The sequence below is a fragment of the Hyphomonas sp. CACIAM 19H1 genome, assembly GCF_003325995.1.
In the GTDB taxonomy this organism is placed as follows: Bacteria; Pseudomonadota; Alphaproteobacteria; order Caulobacterales; family Hyphomonadaceae; genus Hyphomonas; species Hyphomonas polymorpha.
On sequence record NZ_CP016437.1, the window covers coordinates 2993209 to 3008520 of the forward strand.

15 protein-coding genes and 2 tRNA genes are annotated in these 15312 nt (G+C 62.1%); 7 read left to right on the forward strand and 10 right to left on the reverse strand.

Going from position 1 to position 15312, the window contains the following annotated elements:
- The first annotated feature begins 3 nt into the window (after positions 1–3).
- From BBF93_RS13895 to BBF93_RS13905, 3 genes are all read left to right on the forward strand, one after another.
- Complete coding sequence (locus BBF93_RS13895; protein WP_199288413.1) at positions 4–1020, forward strand: 2'-deoxycytidine 5'-triphosphate deaminase; 1017 nt, start codon at positions 4–6, stop codon at positions 1018–1020.
- A gap of 207 nt (positions 1021–1227) precedes the next feature.
- Positions 1228–1545 (forward strand): hypothetical protein, encoded by a 318-nt coding sequence (locus BBF93_RS13900; RefSeq protein ID WP_114106326.1) that lies wholly within the window; start codon positions 1228–1230, stop codon positions 1543–1545.
- On the forward strand, positions 1546–2247 hold the full coding sequence (locus tag BBF93_RS13905) for a hypothetical protein (protein WP_114106327.1): 702 nt from the start codon (positions 1546–1548) through the stop codon (positions 2245–2247).
- Here the strand turns inward: BBF93_RS13905 and BBF93_RS13910 are convergent.
- The 7 genes from BBF93_RS13910 to BBF93_RS13940 all read right to left on the reverse strand — a co-directional run bounded on the left by BBF93_RS13910 (position 2244) and on the right by BBF93_RS13940 (position 9298).
- Entirely contained in the window at positions 2244–2987 is a 744-nt protein-coding gene (locus BBF93_RS13910; protein ID WP_114106328.1) for a YdiY family protein, read from the reverse strand. The two genes, BBF93_RS13905 and BBF93_RS13910, sit on opposite strands and share 4 nt — an antisense overlap.
- 63 nt (positions 2988–3050) lie before the next feature.
- Positions 3051–3782, reverse strand: coding sequence for a proteasome-type protease (locus BBF93_RS13915; protein WP_035600588.1), 732 nt, complete (start codon positions 3780–3782; stop codon positions 3051–3053).
- 24 nt (positions 3783–3806) lie between these two features.
- On the reverse strand, positions 3807–4610 hold the full coding sequence (locus BBF93_RS13920) for a transglutaminase family protein (protein ID WP_035600584.1): 804 nt from the start codon (positions 4608–4610) through the stop codon (positions 3807–3809).
- 10 nt (positions 4611–4620) lie between these two features.
- Complete coding sequence (locus BBF93_RS13925; RefSeq protein WP_114106329.1) at positions 4621–5562, reverse strand: alpha-E domain-containing protein; 942 nt, start codon at positions 5560–5562, stop codon at positions 4621–4623.
- Positions 5563–5565: 3 nt separating this feature from the next.
- Entirely contained in the window at positions 5566–6993 is a 1428-nt protein-coding gene (locus BBF93_RS13930) for a circularly permuted type 2 ATP-grasp protein (protein ID WP_114106330.1), read from the reverse strand.
- Between the two features lie 119 nt (positions 6994–7112).
- Positions 7113–8945: an SLC13 family permease gene (locus BBF93_RS13935; protein ID WP_035600577.1), complete on the reverse strand. Its 1833-nt coding sequence runs from the start codon at positions 8943–8945 to the stop codon at positions 7113–7115.
- Positions 8946–9224: 279 nt separating this feature from the next.
- Positions 9225–9298, reverse strand: a tRNA-Gly gene (locus BBF93_RS13940).
- A gap of 223 nt (positions 9299–9521) precedes the next feature.
- On the opposite strand from BBF93_RS13940, the gene BBF93_RS13945 reads away from it, so the two are divergent.
- Positions 9522–10616, forward strand: a complete 1095-nt coding sequence (locus tag BBF93_RS13945; protein WP_114106331.1) for an acyltransferase — start codon at positions 9522–9524, stop codon at positions 10614–10616.
- 40 nt (positions 10617–10656) lie between these two features.
- Here the strand turns inward: BBF93_RS13945 and BBF93_RS13950 are convergent.
- A tRNA-Tyr gene (locus BBF93_RS13950) sits at positions 10657–10741 on the reverse strand.
- 146 nt (positions 10742–10887) lie between these two features.
- On the opposite strand from BBF93_RS13950, the gene BBF93_RS13955 reads away from it, so the two are divergent.
- Both BBF93_RS13955 and BBF93_RS13960 read left to right on the forward strand, forming a co-directional pair.
- Positions 10888–11658 (forward strand): RNA methyltransferase, encoded by a 771-nt coding sequence (locus tag BBF93_RS13955; protein WP_233349138.1) that lies wholly within the window; start codon positions 10888–10890, stop codon positions 11656–11658.
- Between the two features lie 42 nt (positions 11659–11700).
- Positions 11701–12621 carry a hypothetical protein gene (locus tag BBF93_RS13960; protein WP_114106333.1) on the forward strand — a complete coding sequence of 307 codons (921 nt, stop codon included), beginning with the start codon at positions 11701–11703 and terminating at the stop codon, positions 12619–12621.
- A 6-nt stretch (positions 12622–12627) separates the two neighbouring features.
- Here the strand turns inward: BBF93_RS13960 and BBF93_RS13965 are convergent, their stop codons facing one another.
- Positions 12628–13332, reverse strand: a complete 705-nt coding sequence (locus tag BBF93_RS13965) for a hypothetical protein (RefSeq protein WP_114106334.1) — start codon at positions 13330–13332, stop codon at positions 12628–12630.
- A 142-nt stretch (positions 13333–13474) separates the two neighbouring features.
- On the opposite strand from BBF93_RS13965, the gene BBF93_RS13970 reads away from it, so the two are divergent.
- The gene (locus BBF93_RS13970) at positions 13475–14101 is read left to right on the forward strand and encodes a sulfotransferase family protein (protein WP_114107092.1); all 627 of its coding nucleotides are present in this window, start codon (positions 13475–13477) and stop codon (positions 14099–14101) included.
- Between the two features lie 12 nt (positions 14102–14113).
- Here BBF93_RS13970 and BBF93_RS13975 read toward each other — a convergent pair whose 3' ends face one another.
- Positions 14114–15286: an acyl-CoA dehydrogenase family protein gene (locus BBF93_RS13975; protein WP_035600562.1), complete on the reverse strand. Its 1173-nt coding sequence runs from the start codon at positions 15284–15286 to the stop codon at positions 14114–14116.
- Between the last annotated feature and the right edge of the window lie 26 nt (positions 15287–15312).

Below are 15312 nucleotides of genomic sequence, written 5' to 3' on the forward strand. Positions count from 1 at the left end.
GTGATGGCTGATATTAGCGGGGTTATTCCCGACTTCGAGATTGAAGACCTGCTGAAAAGCGGGGCGATCCGGTGCGATGAAGCGCCGGAATCGGGGCAGATTCAGCCCGCCAGCCTCGATCTGCGCCTGGCGGTGGACGCCTATCGCCTGCGGGCCAGCTTCCTGCCCGGCAAGGATCGCACCGTTGCCGAGATGCTGCAGGAGCCCGGCATCCACCTTCACCGGATCGACCTCACCCAGGAAGGCGCGGTGCTGGAAACCGGCTGTGTCTATCTGGTCCCGCTGCAGGAGTCCCTGCGCCTGCCCGCTGGCCTCTCGGCGCGGGCCAATCCCAAAAGCTCCACCGGCCGGATTGACGTGTTCACCCGCCTTGTCACCAACAAAGGCAAGGCGTTCGATGAAGTGCCGATGGGCTATTCCGGCCCGCTCTATCTGGAGGTCAGCCCGCGCACCTTCCCGATCAAGGTGCGCCCCGGAGACCGCCTCGCCCAGCTGCGCTTCAAGAAGAAGAAGCCTGAAACGCTGCGCGAGAAGGTCGTGTCGATTGACCTTGAGCCCCCGGCGGGAGAGCCGGCCGGCTACCGCGCCAAGGCCCATTCCGGCGTGGTCGATCTGCGCGGACTTGGCGCCCATGAGGTCAGCCAGTTCTGGGAACCGGTCTATCCGCAGAATGGCCGCATCGTGCTCAATCCCGAAGAGTTCTACATTCTCGTTAGCCGCGAGACCGTGAAGGTGCCCGCAAATGAGGCCGCCGAAATGGCGCCCATCGCGCCGGAGCTGGGCGAGTTCCGCGCGCATTATGCGGGCTTCTTCGATCCGGGCTTCGGCACCAACAAAGGCGGCAGCCGCGCCGTGCTGGAAGTGCGCTCCCGCGACGTGCCGTTCATCCTTGAGCATGGCCAGCCGGTCGCCAAGCTGATCTATGAGCCCATGACGGAAAAGCCCCGGCACCTTTATGGGGGCCAAGGCTCGAACTATCAGGGCCAGGGCCTGAAGCTCTCCAAACATTTCGCGGTTTGACCGGGAAACCGCCGGCATGTGACTGCCTGAGCCAGATCGATAAAAATCCGAAAATAACCAGACAGTAGGGAACAACTCCCCGGCCCCTGCGTTGATCGGCTGACCCGGATTGTTTCGGGCTCGCAACCGCCGGTGCCCCTTACCTCCCGCACCGGAGGTGGCCGGGTAGCCCGGGTGTTGCTCAATTAAAATAGAAGAGGATTGCCCATGAAACTCCGCGTTCCGACCGCTATTGCCGTGAGCCTGGCTCTGTCGCTCGCTGCTCCTGCAGCTGCGTTTGCGCAGGAAGCTCCGTCGCCTTTCCGCAGCGTTGAAGCCCAGACTTTCAGCGCCAATGACCTGCAGCGCTACGGCCTGTCCGACGATCAGATCGCGACCGTCCAGTCCTACCAACAGCAGGGCTATGAAGTTCAGGTGATGTCGCCGGAAGAAGCAGCCGAATATACGGGCGGCATGTCGACCAACAACTTCCTCGCCATTGTCGGCCTCGTGGCGATCGTCATCGTTGTGGCCTCCGTTCTGTAAATGAAAGCGCAGGCGCTGTTTGCGGCCATGTCGCTGACGCTCAGCGCCTGCGCCACGCAACCCAATCCAGATCCGGCCAGCTTTGCCAGCCGGACATCGAACAACAGTTTCGAGATGTTCGGCGGCGCTGTTTCACCGCCCGAAACGTTGCTGCTGCCGGTCCAGCATGACCAGCAGATAGATGGCGCGGCCTGCGGGGCGCATGCCCTTGCAAGCGTCGTGAATTACTGGCGTGGTCCTGCCACGGTTGCTGGCAATGACATTTTTCTCGCCCATCCCCCGGCTGATACCAAGGCGGGCTATTCGATGGCCGAATTACAGGCCCTCGCCCAATCCCAGAATCTTGTCAGCAGCGCCGTGCGCCTGCCCGCTGGCGGGCTGAAGGCAGAACTGGAAGCGGGCCGGCCCGTTCTGGTTCCGGTGCAGGTGCCATCCATCTATGTCCAGACTTGGCAATTGCCCGGCGCAAATGTGCCGGTCCTTGGTTTTCCGGCAAATTTCATCACATCGCGGGCCGCCTGGCTGTCGGAGAAGACCGGCAGAAATCTCCTCAATCACTATGTCCTGGTCTCGGGGTATGACGGAGACACGTTCATCGTGATGGAACCGATCATGGGTCTACGGACGATCAGCGCCGAAAGGCTGGCGCGCTACCGCGAAGCCTTCGGTAATGCCGCCATCGTTTTCAGCGCGCCGGACTAACCCCCAAACGCATAGACGATGGAAAAGCGCGTCGCCGTGTCGGTCGCTTCAAAGCGCGGCTGCGGGTTTGTGTCGTGGCGCACTTCAAACGAGAACCGGGCCGAGAGGCTCTTGGTCAAGAGCGCGGTCAGCGTAGTCTTGTTGCCGATCTGGGTGGAAGTATCGGCGTAGAGCAGGTTCGTGTTGTTCCCGAATTTCACAGCGTCATTGAAGGTGTATCCGAATTTCGACGCGGCGATGAACGAGAAAGACTCTTCCCAGTTCGCTGGCACCGTTTCTGGCGGAATGCCTGTGGTGGATGCTTTCAACCGGTCAAATTTCACACCGGGGCCACCCTCAAGCGACCAGGTGGCCGCGCCGCCCTCGAGCACCTGCCAGCCCAGACCGCCTCCGAGAAATGAGCGGCTATCGAAGGCGGAAAACTCGTCAATCTCGTGCGACAGGCGGGCAAAGCCAAAAAGGCGATCATTCAGTGTGCGGTCCGATTGGCCTGCGAAAAACAGCCGGTTCTTGGTCTGACTGCCATTCTTCGTGCCATAATCGGCGATGAATTCCACGCCATTGCGCCAGGCTTGCGTCTCGTGGCTGATTTTGAGGCCAATACCGAGATCACTTGTCTCCGTGTTGCCCGTGTTCAGACCGGCGCTGAAAGAGCCTTCGCCTTTCCACGTGCCTTCTTCGGCAATCGCCGGCAAGGCGAGACAGCTCACGGTGGTGATGGCGGCGAGAATGACCTTCATGCAAGGGCTCCCTGTTCTCATATCTGACTGGGCCGGCCGCTGGATATGCGACCGCGCCTCCTGTCAAAACTTGAATGGGGGCAAGGAGTCGAACGCTTTTTTCAGTGCCTCGCCCCATCCGCTGGATATCTGCGCGAAATAGGGATCATCTGCCTCGATCCGTTTGGAGGCGCCAAGCTGTAGCGTGTCGTTCTCGACGATCTGCAGATCCAGCGGCAGGCCCACCGAGAGATTCGCCTTGATCGTGGAATCGAACGACACCATCAGCAGCTTCACGGCTTCTTCCACCTCCATCGCCGGGTCATAGGCGCGTACCAGAATGGGCCGGCCATATTTGGTCTCACCAATCTGGAAGAAGGGCGTGTCGTCGCTCGCCTCGATGAAATTGCCTTCCGGATAGATGAGGAACAGCCGCGGCTCGACGCCCTTGATCTGGCCGCCGAGGATCATGGTCGAGTTAAAGGTGGAATCAGCCTTCTGCCCGGTGGCCGCGTTGGATTGGATCACCTCCCGCAATGTTTCCCCGACCAGCCGCGCGATCTGGAACATTGTCGGCAGTTCGAGAATCGAGGGGCGCCGCTCCGAAGGCGCCTTGGTGCGCTCCTCCAGAATGCTGACTACTGACTGGGTGGTGGCAAGGTTGCCTGCCGTCATCAACACCAGCGCACGCTCGCCGGGCTTGGACCAGGTAAACAGCTTGCGGAACTTGGAAACATTGTCGACGCCCGCATTGGTGCGGGTGTCCGACATGAAGACCAGTCCGCGATCGAGCTTCATTCCGACACAATACGTCATGGGTGAGCCGCTTTCAGCGCCTTCTTATTGTTGTTGTACCTGGATCAGGACATTCATCGATTCGGTGGCCTCACCGAAGCGCATACCTGAAACAGGAGCGGTCTCGGCATAGTCAAGACCTGTCGCCACGCGAACATAGCGGTCATCCGGCGAGATGGCGTTGGAGACATCAAACCCGACCCAGCCAAGCCCCTCCACATGCACCTCTGCCCAGGCATGGCCCGCCTCCTGCTCCACGCGGTCATTCATCATCAGATAGCCGCCCGCATAGCGCGCCGGATAGCCCAGCAGGCGCGCCGCCGAAATGAAGATGTGCGCATGATCCTGACATACGCCATGGCCAGCCTCGACCGCCTCCTCGGCCTTCGTGTCCGGGTCCGTGCGGCCGGTTTCATAGCGCACCGCGCCGCGCACAATCTCGGCCAGCGCATGCAGGCGGGGAACATCGCCGCCGCTGGCATCGGGAACAGCCTTGGCGAGCCTGCGGATGTGCGGCCCGGGCCGGGTCAGCGGCGTCGCGCGACGGAACAGCCAGAGCGGGGCAAAACCGGTATGCGGCCCGACCACCCCGGCCGTATCACGCACTTCGACCTCGCCTTCACAGGTGATCGTCAGTTCCGAATGCCCCGCCTCCATGCTGACGAGATGCACACGGTTTGCATGCTGATCATCAAACTCCGCCTCGACCTTTCCGCCTTCGATGACGGTCTTCCAGTTTAACACCTGCTGGTTCGGGCGCGGCTTGGGTGTCATGCGAAGCTGCAGCAGGCCGTAGCCGACCGGATTATCATACACTGAGCGCGTCTTGTGCAGGATCCTGAGAAGCATGTTCCTGTCCTCAGTTGTAGAAGCGGAAGTCCTGCTCGACCTGATGGGCGAGCGCGTTGTTGTTCTGAATGAAGGCCAGCAGAAATTCATGCAGGCCGCTATCCATGATGCGTTCGATACTGCGATCCTCAAGATCATCCCGCATCGACAGCGCCATGTCGAGGCTCGGCGCGCGGGTGTTGTAGTCCGAACACAGATGTCCCAGGTTTCCGGCAATCTTGCGCAGGCAATACAGCAGCGAGCGCGGCATCCGCCGGTCAAGGATCAGGAAGTCGGCAATCGTGCTGGCGCGCGCCTCTCCGCCATACAGCCAGCGGAATGCCCGCTCAGCCGAGGCCGAGCGCAGGATCGTCTCCCACTGCACATTGTCCAGCGTGGACCCCACCAGCGTCACCGATGGCAGCAGCACATAATATTTCACGTCCAGAATACGCGCGATGTTGTCCGCCCGCTCCACAAATGTGCCAACCCGCGCGAAGTTGTAGATGTCATTGCGCAGCATGGTGCCGACCGTCGCGCCGCGCACAAGTGAACTCTGCTTGCGGATGATCCCCAGAACCTCGGGCAGCTCCGTTTCCTTGATGGGCCGCGCCAGGACATCCTTGAGCACGATCCAGGATTCGTTGACCGCCTCCCACACTTCCCGCGTCAGCGCCGTGCGCACCAGGCGGGCATTGTTCCGCGCCGCCTCGGTTACAGAGATGACCGAAGACGGATTGCCCGGATCCCGCAGCAGGAAATTGACGACGCTCTGGCCATCGAATTTTCCGCCGGCAGCCAGGAAATCATGGCGGGCGGAGGCGGTATCAATGATCGAGGCCCATTCGTCCTCGGCATGATCAGAACGGGTGAGCGCCATGCGGAAGCCGGCGTCGACGAGACGCGCGGTATTCTCGCTCCGCTCCAGATAACGGAACATCCAGAAGAGGCCGCCTGCGGTTTTCCCAAGCATCGCCTATTCCTCCAGAACCCAGGTGTCTTTCGTGCCGCCGCCCTGGCTGGAGTTCACGACCAGGGAGCCCTTCTTCAGCGCCACGCGCGTCAGGCCCCCGGGGGTGATCTCGATGCCATCGGGCGAGACGAGCACGAAAGGCCGCAAGTCCACATGGCGCGGCGCAAGGCCCGCTCGCGTGAGGATCGGCACGGTGGAAAGCGCCAGTGTGGGCTGGGCAATATAGGCGGATGGACGCGCCTGCAGCTTGGCGCGGAAGGCTTCGATTTCCTTCTTCGACGCGGCCGGCCCCACCAGCATTCCGTACCCGCCCGATCCATGCACCTCCTTCACGACGAGTTCGTGCAGATGCTCAAGCACATAGGCCAGGGATGAGGGCTCAGAGCAGCGCCAGGTCGGCACATTCTTCAGGATCGGCTTCTCGCCGGTATAGAACTGAACAATGTCAGGCATGTAGGAATAGATCGCCTTGTCGTCGGCAATTCCGGTGCCCGGCGCATTGGCGATGGTGATACCGCCGGCGCGGTAGACATCGAGAATCCCCGGCACGCCCAGCATTGAGTCGGGCCGGAAGTTCAGGGGATCGAGATAATCATCATCCACCCGGCGATAGAGCACATCGATAGGCGTGTAGCCGAGCGTGGTGCGCATCGCGATCCGCCCATCGACCACGCGCAGGTCATGCCCCTCCACCAGTTCGGCGCCCATCTGGTCAGCCAGGAAGGCGTGTTCGTAGTAGGCCGAGTTGTGGATGCCGGGCGTCAGCACCGCCACCACGGGACGGCCCGTGCAGGCCGCCGGCGCGCAGGCCGCCAGGGAGCGGCGCAGGGATTTAGGATAGTCGCTGACGGGGCGCACACGGATTTTGGTGAACAGCTCCGGAAACATGTGGAGCATCGTTTCCCGGTTCTCCAGCATGTAGGAAACGCCCGACGGTGTGCGGGCATTATCCTCCAGAACGAAAAACTCGTTCTCGCTGGTGCGCACCAGGTCAACGCCGACAATATGAGTATAAACCTTGGCCGGGGGCACCACGCCGATCATCTTCGGCAGGAAGGCGTCATTGTTCTGGATCAGATCCACCGGAATACGCCCGGCGCGCAGAATTTCCTGGCGGTGATAGATGTCGTGCAGGAAGGCGTTGATAGCCCGCACCCGCTGCTCGATGCCTTTGGTCAGCCGCGCCCATTCCTTGCCGGAAATGATCCGGGGCACGACGTCGAACGGGATCAGCCGCTCGTCCGCATCGGCGGCACCATAGACGTTGAAGGTAATGCCGGTCCGGCGGAAGAACGTCTCCGCCTCGCGTGCCTTCCGGCGGAGACGCTCGGGAGGTTCGTCGGCAAACCAATCGCAATAACGTGCATAGGGAGCGCGGGGTTTTTCACCGCTGCCGTCCATCTCGTTGAAAAACCGTGGAGTTTCAGCCATCGACGTATCCTTACGCCGTATTTTGCAGCACTCAACGCCCTTCTCTTAGGCGCTCACTTGCGGCCAAACCCGCCCGAAAATCATGCAAACAGGCGCTTTTGCTGCACAAAAGGAGAGCATCACCCCTGTGGTGTGACCGGCACGAGCGGCCAGAAAATCGGGATCACGATCGCGGCAACCGCCACAAAGATCAGATTCAGAGGCAAGCCGAACCTGACAAAATCCATGAACGCATACCCCCCCGCCCGGTAAACCAGCGTATTCGTCTGGTATCCGATGGGGGTGGCAAAACTGGCGCTTGCGGCAAACATGACCGCCACGATGAAAGGGCGCGGGTCGACGCCCAGGCCGTGGGCAAGCCCAATCGCCAGCGGTGTGATCAGGATCGCCGCCGCATTGTTGCTCATGATCTCCGTGACCATGGAGGTGAAGGCGTAGACGATGATCAAGAGAATAAGGGGCCCTGCCCCTCCCGCGACCTGCGAGAGCAGACCGACCACCACAGCCGCTGCCCCGGTCTTGTCCATCGCCGTGCCGAGCGCCAGCATGCCGAAGATCAGCATCAGGATATCCCACTGGATCGACCGGTAGGCTTCCTGATGATCAAGACAGCCGAAAGCCACCACAGCCGTGGCGGCAATCAGGGCAAGGCCGGCAATCGGCATCAACTCGATGGCAGCCAGGCCCATCACCATCAGCACGGCGGCAATCGCCACCGGCGCCTTGTCGCGCCGGATGGCCCGGTCGGAGCTTTCGGTGAGGTTGTTCAGCAGGCCCTCGTCAAACATCTCGCGCATGCCGCGCGGCGGGCCCTCCAGCAGAACGGTGTCGCCCACTTCAAAGCGCAGCTCGTTGATTTGGGAAGCCATGTTCTCACCGCGCCGGTGAATAGCGAGCACATAAACGCCATAGAGGCGGGCGAGGCCAAGGCCGGCCAGGCGCCGCCCGATGAGGCGCGAATGGGGGCCGATCACGCCTTCCATGATCACCGTCTCGGTGGTCTGCACCGGCTCGAAGGAAGCCTGTTTCCCGCCCTGCGTTCCAATCGCGATACTGCCCGCCTCCTTGAGGGTGAGCATTTCCGAAACCGGCGAGCGCAGCACGATCCGGTCGCCCGCCTGCAGCACGATTTTCTTCAGATCCGCCCGCAGCGACACGCCCTCCCGGAACACGTCGATCACGGTGAACCCCTTTTCCGCCGTGAACCCGGTCTCGGCGATCGTCTTGCCGATCAGGTCAGAATTCAGCGGGATCAGGATCTGCGCGATGAAGCGGCGTTCCTTCTGATCGGGCAGCATCGCCGCCAGCGTCTCGCGCTTGGGCAGCAGGAAGGGACCGAGCACAGAAGTATAAGTGACCCCCACGGCCGCAAAGATCATCCCGGCCAGCGTAATCTCGAACATCCCGAAGGGCGCCATACCCTGGTTCTGGGAAACGCCATCGACCAGAATATTGGTCGAGGTGCCGATCAGTGTCGTGGTGCCGCCGAAGATGGCCGCGAACGACAGCGGCATCAGCAGCTTGGAGGGGGTAATATTGATCGCCTTGGCGAGGCGAATGGCGACAGGGATCAGGATGATCACAACCGGCGTGTTGTTGATGAAGGCCGAGAGAAAGATGACAGCCGCCATCATCACCACGACGGCGATGGCAGGTGACCCGCCGTTCGCCAGCCTGACGACGGCGCGCCCCACATAGTCGATGACCCCGGTTCGCTCGAGCGCCGCCGACAGGATGAACATCGCCGCGACTGTAATCGGCGCCGAATTGGAGAAGACCGCAATCGTCTCGTTGACGGACAGGATACCCGTCAGCATCAGCGCGCCCATCGCGATCAGGGCGACCACATCGGCCGGTATCTTCTCCCGGATGAAACCGAAAAATACAAAGACAACAAGGACCAGAACGAAACTGATCTGGAAGACCGAACTCTCGAGGAGCGGAGCGAGCATGCGGTGTCCTGAAACTGTTGCGCTTATTCCCTAGAAAGCCGGAACAGACCGAAAGCGCAATGTAAAACCCGTCCGGTAAACCGAACGGGGGAGGAAATGCTGGGCATTGATTCAATTCGCCTTCCGGGGGTCGCCCAACGGCAACAAGCGCCCGGCAAATCCCCCGCGCCCTAAAGCGCACACCTGCATTTGCATAGGGCGAAACGCGCCGAAGAGCGCCCGTTCATCCGGCGGCCTCGCCCAAGGGCGCGATTTGTCAGGCGATCAGGGGAAACGGGCTGGAGCGGGTAGACGGAATCGAACCGACATACACAGCTTGGAAGGCTGGTGCATTACCATTATGCTATACCCGCCCGCTTCCGAGCGCTTGGTAATATGAGCGATTGAGCCGCCAAACAAGCTCAGCCTGCACATTTTTCACCGCTTCTTTCGCTCCCCGCGAGTGGCACGTGTCTTGCTCTACAATCAGGCAAGCCGGCCATCTGGGAATTTTCTTTGTTTACCAAACTGCCTCCACCGGCGCTGACAGGCCATTTGGCGAAATCCCGCCTCCCCACTCGGGGCCCAAGGTTTATCATGCTTGATGCCCTGCGCGGCATCGGCGCCCTGCTGGTGATTTACGGCCATTACCATTTTGAGCTTTGGCCCGACCGGGGCGGCCTGATCACGAGTTCGCGCGGCTATCTGGTCGTGGACGTGTTCTTCCTGCTCTCCGGTTTCGTGCTGGCATATGCTTTTTACGACAGGCCTAGCTTCGATATCTGGGAGTTCACCAAGAAGCGCGCCTTCCGGCTCTGGCCGCTGCATCTGGCTTCCCTCTTCTGCTTTGTTTTGGTGATGTATCTCAGCGGAGATGCCATCAACGAGCTCGGTCTGCTGCTCAACGTCCTGCTGCTTCACAATGCCGGTTTCGGCGACTGGCACACGAACGCCTTCAATTATCCCTCCTGGTCATTGTCAGTGGAGCTGATCGTCAATCTGGCGCTCGCCGTCGTGATCCTGGCGATACCGAACCGCCGCTGGAACACCCTGTTGCTTGCCGCCCTCGGCCTGATCAGCGCGGCTATCCTTTTCTTCACGGTCGACAGTCTGAACAAGCAGGTTTCCAACGTATTCGGCTTTCTCAATATCGGCTTGCTGCGCGGCTTCATCACCATGCCGATGGGCATCCTCGCTTATCGGATATTCGCCGCGCACAGGGACTGGTTCGAACACGAATCGCGGCTGCGGACACTCGGTGTCGGCGTTCTCCTGCTCCTGTTCGTGGCAACGCTCTCCTTGCCGAGCCCCTACAAGACGGATTTCCTTTATCTGCCGCTCTACGGGGCCGTCATCCTACTGCTCGCCAGCCCGGGCACTTTCTGGACGGGCATTGCCCGGCAATTTCGCTTCCTCGGGGAAATCTCTTTCGCGATGTATATCGGGCACATGATCGTGCTGAAGATCATGAAAGAGACAGGCTTCTGGCCGCAGGACTACGTGCCGGGCCTGTTGTTTGCCTGGGGCTTGTCGATCCTGCTGGCGATCGTCGCTCACCACGCAATCGAAAAGCCTGCCTATGACTGGTTGACCCGCAGGTGGTGCAAATCCCCGGCGCCAACGGCCAATGCCGCGTATCAGCCTGCGGAGACGCGGTCTGCCCCGGCCCTGGCAAAGGAAAAGTCTCTGTAGGAAAAAACCCCATTCCGGCAAGCGGCCGGCGGCGCGGGGGTGGTGGAGGGAGCTGGATTCGAACCAGCGTACGCTAGGCGGTCAGATTTACAGTCTGATGGATTTAACCACTCTCCCATCCCTCCACGGGCCCCCGCGACATACGCCATTTGACGCCGCCGCGCAGTCGCTTCACAAGGGCGGTTTCCCGCCCCGGCTCTACGCTGGAAGCGGCCTTATAAGGACGAACATCATGCGGCGCAACCACCCAAAACGGCGTCAGAACACAGATGTGGCAACTCGCCCCGACCGCCCGGAAACTCAACGGTTTTCCCGCCGCGAGGAAGAAGGCGGCCCCGTCTGGCTGTGGGGCACCCATGCCGTGATGGCGGCCCTGGCCAACCCCGCCCGGCGTTTCCACACGCTGCTGGCCACCGAAAACGCCGCCCAGAAACTCCCGGCAGGACGGCTTTCCCCGCAGATCGTCACCGCCAAGGAAATCGATCAGCGCCTGCCCCCCGGCGCAGTGCACCAGGGCATCGCCCTGCGGGCCGACCCGCTGGAAGAGGCCGTGCTGGAGGACGTGATTGCTGCGGGCGCCACGCGCATTGCCGTGCTCGACCAGGTTTCAGACCCGCATAATCTCGGCGCAATCTTCCGCTCGGCCGCCGCGTTCGGCTTCACCGGCCTGGTCCTGCAAACCCGCAACGCCCCGCCGATCACAGGGGTCGTCGCCAAAAGCGCTGCCGGGGCGATTGAAAGCGTCACCGAAATCCGCGCTGTGAACATTGCCCGCGCCCTGGAAGAACTCGGCGAGGCCGGTTTCCACACGGTTGGGCTTGCCGGCGAAAGCGCCCGCCCGCTCGATCAGGCGGTCAAAGGGGCGGCAAAGGTTGCCATCGTCCTGGGCGCCGAAGGGCCCGGCCTGCGCCCCGCCGTAGCCAAAGCCTGCGCCGAGCTTGCCCGCATCCCGATTGCGGCGGAAATGGAAAGCCTCAACGTGTCCAATGCTGCCGCAATTGCCTTCTATGAGGCTAGCCGGGGCAGTTTCCCTGCCACCTGACTCTGTTACACTGCTCCGCAACGCGATCGGGGAGACGCCGGCATGATGCGCTTGATTTCCATCCTTCTGGTTATTGCCGGGCTGGCGGCGGCTGGTCTCGGGGGCGCCGCCCTGATGGAGCGTTACTTCCCGAAGGACGCTGCCCCGGCGATCACAGCGGCCCCGCAGGATATCCCCCTCGCTGAGGCGCCTGCACCAGCGCCGCCGCCGCCCGTCCAGGACGAAACGCCCCCGGCAGCTTCTCCGGCAGAACCGGAAGCCAGCATCGAATCGGCGCCGGTTACCGATGACGTCTTCAATTTCCAGCCGATGGTCGAGGAAGGCCCGGCAGATAGCGCCCCCATGGCGCGCGCGATGCGGGCCGAGCCCTCGGCGGGCGAAGAGGCCGCCGCTCCCGCGCCACCCGAAGCGGTGGACATCGACGATCCCAACGTCACCGCCGCCGTCTCCGAATCCTTCATCGATACGCTGAAGACCGTGCCCGTCGCGCATGAGACGCCCGCCTCAGCCGAATACAAGCGCGCCTTCGACGTTACCTTCGCCATCGACGCGACCGGCGGCGACAGCGCCGTGGACGCCCTGCCCGGCCGCGGCGTGATCGAGGAAGGCACCGCCCGCGTGTCAGACCGTGTGGAAGTCCGCCTCTCCGGCGCCGCCTTCACCATCGTACCGACTTCGCCGCCCGTTCAGTCGCTTTCTCCGCTGACGGAGAATACCTGGCGCTGGTCGGTCACCGCGCTCAGCGCTGGCGACCATGACCTCACCTTCGAGATCTTCGCGGTGGACGCAAATGAAGTCGTGCCCCTGCGCACCTATCGCGACACGGTGACAGTGAAGGTCTCCGGCCTCAACCGCGCCATCGCCTTCGCAGATCAGGCCAACCCGCTCTTCGTCCTGCTCGGCGGCCTCGGCTCCATCCTCGCCGGGGTCATCGGCGTGGCGCGGTTTGTGCTGAAGAAGTAAGCGGCCCTACTTCAGCTCGATCCAGAGCTGTTCAGTCTGCGCCAGCAGTTCGCCTTCCGCGGTGAACAGCGCGCTCGCCGCGCCATGCTTGCGGCCATCGTCATAGAGATGCCAGGCCGCCACGATCAGCGGCGCGCCTGCCTCGGGCCGGCGCAGCACCTCGCCCCTGATCCGCCCCAGCACCATTGGCCGCTCCTGAAAGCCAATGGCAAACGCTCCGGGGCAATCCAGCGCCGCCCACAACACTTCCTCGCGCACCAGGCCCTCGGCATCGGCATAATCTGCCTCAGGCGTCCACACATCGGTCACCCCGTCATAGCCATGCGGGCGTCCGGTGAAGATGCAGAGCCCATCCTCGCTCCGTGCTGGTCCGCACACGAAGCAATGGGGGAAAGCATGATCAGCTGCCGGCGGAAAATTGTCCCGTCCCTGCGCAGCCACATCGAGCGATGGCGCGGCCGGCGCACGGCCTAGCGTCTCCACGCGCCGCGCGGCCCCCACAACCGTCTCTCCATGGCGGCACTCACAGGCCCCGTCTGCAATCACGAGGTCCATCGCCGCCTCAACCGGCGGCGGCGCGCGCAGCGACACTTCGATCGCCCCGCCCATGCCGGCCTTGCGCATCTCGCTCGCAATCAGCCCAGCCACATAGCCACCATTGGCTGTATCCGGCGGGCCATTGAAACGCTTTGGAACGAATATCTGCGGCATGGGAGGAGCGCCTTGTCTGAAACCTGTGCCTGTCGCTTACCCGGCCCGCAAAGGGCGGGTCAATCGCCAGAGCGTTTTGCGCAGAGCTCGCCCGTGCTAGTGTCTTGAAACAAGCGCCGTTCAGAGCGCTATGGGGGACAAAATGACACTCTCTGTAATCAGCGCAGGCTTTGGCCGCACAGGCACGCTCTCTCTCAAACTGGCATTGGAAGAAATCGGCTTCGGCCCCTGCCACCACATGAAAGAGGTACTGGAGAATGGCGCGTCCCAGGTGCCGCTCTGGAATGCGGCAGTAGCCGGAAAGCCTGACTTTGAGGCGATCTACAAAGGCTACAAGGCAGCGGTGGACTGGCCAACGGCAGCCTTCTGGCGCGAACTCGCTGCAGCCTATCCGCAGGCCAAAATCATCCTCTCAACGCGCTCCGCCGAAAGCTGGTATGACAGCATTTCCCAGACGATCCTCTCCACGCTGACCGCGCCCGACAACTGGCCGCCGCCAGCGGTCGAATGGTTCAACATGGTGCTGAAAGTCCTTCACCGCAGTCTCGGGCCAACCTTCGACAAGGAAAGCGTCATCGCCGCCTTCCATGCGCATGAAGCCGCCGTAAAGGCCGAAATTCCGGCAAACCGCCTGCTGATTCACTCCGCCAAGGATGGCTGGGAGCCACTCTGCGCCTTCCTCGGCGCACCGGTTCCCGCCACGCCCTATCCGCGCACCAACAGCAAGGAAGAATTCTTCCAGCTGATGAAGGGTGCAGATGGCCTTTAGTCCGCCTACAGATCAGTAGCTCTTCGGCAGGCCCAGCACGCGCTCGGAGATGAAATTCAGGATCATCTCGCGGCTGACCGGCGCAATCCGCGCCAGCATCGCCTCACGCATCATCCGCTCGACATGGTATTCCTTGGCATAGCCCATGCCGCCATGGGTCAGCACGGCGGTTTCACAGGCGGTGAAGCCAGCCTCCGTACCCAGATATTTCGCCGCGTTGGCTTCCGCGCCACAATCAGCGCCCGCATCATAAAGCGCCGCCGCCTTGTAGGCGAGCAGCTCTGCGGCTGAAAGCTCCGCCCACGACTTGGCGAGGGGATGAGCAATGCCCTGGTTTTGGCCGATTGGCCGGCCGAACACGACGCGCTCATTGGCATAGCGCGTCGCCCGCTCCAGCGCCGCAAAGCCGAGGCCAACGGACTCCACCGCAAACAGCACGCGCTCCGGGTTGAGGCCCTGCAGCAGGTATTTGAAGCCGTCGCCTTCCTCACCGATCAGGTGTTCCTTGGGGACTTCCAGCCCGTCGATGAACAGCGCGTTGCACTCCACCGCCTTGCGGCCCATTTTCGGGATCGGCTTGGCGTCGATCTTGCCGCGATCCAGATCGGTATAGAACAGGGAGAGGCCCATATAGGGCTTGGCGCACTGGTCTTTCGGCGTGGTGCGCGCGATGATCAGGATTTTGTCCGCACGCTGAGCACCCGTCGTCCAGATCTTCCGGCCATTGATCACATAGCCCTTGTTGGTCCGCTCGGCCTTGGTCTCCAGGCTGGACGTGTCGAGGCCCGAGTTCGGCTCGGTCACGGCAAAGCACATCTTTTCTTCGCCGGAGATGATCTTCGGGAGGTTCTCGCGCTTGAGCTCCGGGTTACCAAACTTCTCCAGCGGCTTGGGCCCGAAGATGTTGAGGTGGATCGCCGAGGCGCCCGAAAAGCCTGCACCTGTGCGGGTCACCGTCTGCATCATCAGCGCCGCTTCGGTGAGCCCCAGGCCGGCCCCGCCATATTCTTCGGGAAACGCAATGCCGAGCCAACCGCCCTTGGCCATCGCATCGCAGAAAGCTTCCGGCCATTCGCCCGTTTCGTCGGTCTTGGCCCAATAGGCGTCGTCAAACGGCTCCAGCGTCTTGGCCACCGCGTCGCGGATGGCGGCCTGATCTTCGGTCATCGGCTGGATCACATGCATGGCGTAAGCTCCCTTTGGCGCCGAGA

Coding starts and splice junctions, on each gene's coding strand:
- BBF93_RS13895 (WP_199288413.1), top strand. CDS start 4: ATGGCTGATATTAGCGGGGTTATTCCCGACTTCGAGATTGAAGACCTG.
- BBF93_RS13900 (WP_114106326.1), top strand. CDS start 1,228: ATGAAACTCCGCGTTCCGACCGCTATTGCCGTGAGCCTGGCTCTGTCG.
- BBF93_RS13905 (WP_114106327.1), top strand. CDS start 1,546: ATGAAAGCGCAGGCGCTGTTTGCGGCCATGTCGCTGACGCTCAGCGCC.
- BBF93_RS13910 (WP_114106328.1), bottom strand. CDS start 2,987: ATGAAGGTCATTCTCGCCGCCATCACCACCGTGAGCTGTCTCGCCTTG.
- BBF93_RS13915 (WP_035600588.1), bottom strand. CDS start 3,782: ATGACGTATTGTGTCGGAATGAAGCTCGATCGCGGACTGGTCTTCATG.
- BBF93_RS13920 (WP_035600584.1), bottom strand. CDS start 4,610: ATGCTTCTCAGGATCCTGCACAAGACGCGCTCAGTGTATGATAATCCG.
- BBF93_RS13925 (WP_114106329.1), bottom strand. CDS start 5,562: ATGCTTGGGAAAACCGCAGGCGGCCTCTTCTGGATGTTCCGTTATCTG.
- BBF93_RS13930 (WP_114106330.1), bottom strand. CDS start 6,993: ATGGCTGAAACTCCACGGTTTTTCAACGAGATGGACGGCAGCGGTGAA.
- BBF93_RS13935 (WP_035600577.1), bottom strand. CDS start 8,945: ATGCTCGCTCCGCTCCTCGAGAGTTCGGTCTTCCAGATCAGTTTCGTT.
- BBF93_RS13945 (WP_114106331.1), top strand. CDS start 9,522: ATGCTTGATGCCCTGCGCGGCATCGGCGCCCTGCTGGTGATTTACGGC.
- BBF93_RS13960 (WP_114106333.1), top strand. CDS start 11,701: ATGATGCGCTTGATTTCCATCCTTCTGGTTATTGCCGGGCTGGCGGCG.
- BBF93_RS13965 (WP_114106334.1), bottom strand. CDS start 13,332: ATGCCGCAGATATTCGTTCCAAAGCGTTTCAATGGCCCGCCGGATACA.
- BBF93_RS13970 (WP_114107092.1), top strand. CDS start 13,475: ATGACACTCTCTGTAATCAGCGCAGGCTTTGGCCGCACAGGCACGCTC.
- BBF93_RS13975 (WP_035600562.1), bottom strand. CDS start 15,286: ATGCATGTGATCCAGCCGATGACCGAAGATCAGGCCGCCATCCGCGAC.